Genomic DNA, 1,490 nt, shown 5'->3' with positions numbered 1-1,490 from the left:
CTAGTACACAGATGCACGATGGACCTTATGCAAGGTCATCAGGCGACACAGCAAATCACAGGTTCAGCAGCCCGAGAACTCGGACCGACCCACTTCAGAGAATAACCCGGTTAAAAACGCGATTTCCGACAGCCTACACATTACATAACACCCGGAATGGAACCAGGTATTGGCTGCCGACGACAATACTAAAACAGCAACCCGGTTCAAAACCACTCGAAACGCTGCTGGTAAGTCCACAAGGTCGATCGACAGGAGCTGAGCATGCAACCACGTCAACACGCCGTTATGTCATCGCGCACTCGTTCATCATGTCCAGACGAGCGCCAATACTACTGCTTACATAACCCCAACGGGTACTCCAATTACGTTCTTTACCAAGTGGTACCGGCCGGACGCAATTTCTTTCATATCCTTGAAGTGACCAGCGGCAGGATCAAAGGCTTTCGCAGCACGCATTCCAAGGCTTGCGAATTGGCCCAACAACTTGAAGCCAACCTGCAAGCGGTTCACGCTGCGATCGTTTCGTCACCCGCCTGACTTTACTGCGCCGTCGCCCTTCAACAACTGCCATACTGGCCCGTCCATTGAAGTTTGCCCCTTGCGTGTCGGCGTTCATCAGTGCAGTGACCTTGATGCAGTTAACTTGAAGGGAAGGCTATACGTGACGGAATTTGATATTGGCGAATTTTTCATCCATGGCGATGCGCGAGAAGTAGATGGCGAGTTTCAAGCGGTGATCATTATGCGGGCCAAACCACCGCTGACCACGGTCACCACGCATCAGGTAGAAAAAGATCGTTGGTTCAAAACCGTCGACGCTGCGGCCATTGCCGGCAAAGATGCCGCCAGGGCGCTGAAATCCGCGGTGGATTCAGGTGCACTCAATTCCTGACCTGTGCAAATCCTGAACTCTGTCGCGTCCCCGGCCTCACATGCACAACATCCCTCACCTTGCATGGAGAACCCACCATGGACGCGCCAATCCCTACGCTTGAAACCCTGTTTGATCAACTCGGTCTGGATTCAACACCTGAAGCCATCGATGCTTTTATCGTCGCGCATCCGCTACCTGAAGACGTGAAGCTGATCGACGCACCCTTCTGGTCTGCGCAACAAGCGGCGTTTCTTAAAGAAGAACTGCGCGAAGACGCCGAATGGGCAATACCGGTGGATGAGCTGAACCAGCGCCTGCACCCGTCTAAATAACACGCCTCAATGCAGGCTGTCTGATTGTTCCAGGTGCATCAGTGCCTGCCAGGCGGCTCTGCACTCCTCGGCTTCACTGCGGCTGGCGAATGCCGTACCGCGTTGCTCGCCATTGAGCAACACCACCCAACAGGCTTTCTGGCCCAGCGCACGCAGGGTTTCGGGAACACCACTGCCGATCATCACGGCGACATCGACCTTGTTCTGCATGGAGCTTCTCCGCCACATTAGTTAGCTACCTAACAATATTGACCATGCTACGGTTTTATTCCACGTGGAAA

The 1,490-nt window shown here is 53.8% G+C and carries 4 protein-coding genes; 3 read left to right on the top strand and 1 reads right to left on the bottom strand.

The window, feature by feature from the left end:
* Positions 1 to 264 precede the first annotated feature (264 nt).
* The 3 genes from FEM54_RS32455 to FEM54_RS32445 all read left to right on the top strand — a co-directional run bounded on the left by FEM54_RS32455 (position 265) and on the right by FEM54_RS32445 (position 1,209).
* Positions 265 to 540, top strand: a complete 276-nt coding sequence (locus FEM54_RS32455; protein WP_017136432.1) for a hypothetical protein — start codon at positions 265 to 267, stop codon at positions 538 to 540.
* A 124-nt stretch (positions 541 to 664) separates the two neighbouring features.
* A complete protein-coding gene (locus FEM54_RS32450) occupies positions 665 to 895 on the top strand; it encodes a hypothetical protein (RefSeq protein ID WP_026013642.1) in 231 nt (76 codons plus the stop codon).
* 77 nt (positions 896 to 972) lie between these two features.
* Positions 973 to 1,209: a DUF2789 domain-containing protein gene (locus tag FEM54_RS32445; RefSeq protein ID WP_099550121.1), complete on the top strand. Its 237-nt coding sequence runs from the start codon at positions 973 to 975 to the stop codon at positions 1,207 to 1,209.
* A 6-nt stretch (positions 1,210 to 1,215) separates the two neighbouring features.
* Here FEM54_RS32445 and FEM54_RS32440 read toward each other — a convergent pair whose 3' ends face one another.
* Positions 1,216 to 1,419, bottom strand: a complete 204-nt coding sequence (locus tag FEM54_RS32440) for a hypothetical protein (RefSeq protein ID WP_017136429.1) — start codon at positions 1,417 to 1,419, stop codon at positions 1,216 to 1,218.
* Between the last annotated feature and the right edge of the window lie 71 nt (positions 1,420 to 1,490).

Source organism: Pseudomonas edaphica, assembly GCF_005863185.1.
Taxonomy (GTDB): domain Bacteria; phylum Pseudomonadota; class Gammaproteobacteria; order Pseudomonadales; family Pseudomonadaceae; genus Aquipseudomonas; species Aquipseudomonas edaphica.
The sequence above is the reverse complement of the archived record's forward strand: the minus strand, read 5'-3'. Positions and strand labels throughout refer to the sequence as shown.

Bases quoted from the DNA above. Each gene is read 5' to 3' on its own strand.
- FEM54_RS32455 (WP_017136432.1), top strand. From the start codon at position 265: ATGCAACCACGTCAACACGCCGTTATGTCATCGCGCACTCGTTCATCA.
- FEM54_RS32445 (WP_099550121.1), top strand. From the start codon at position 973: ATGGACGCGCCAATCCCTACGCTTGAAACCCTGTTTGATCAACTCGGT.
- FEM54_RS32440 (WP_017136429.1), bottom strand. From the start codon at position 1,419: ATGCAGAACAAGGTCGATGTCGCCGTGATGATCGGCAGTGGTGTTCCC.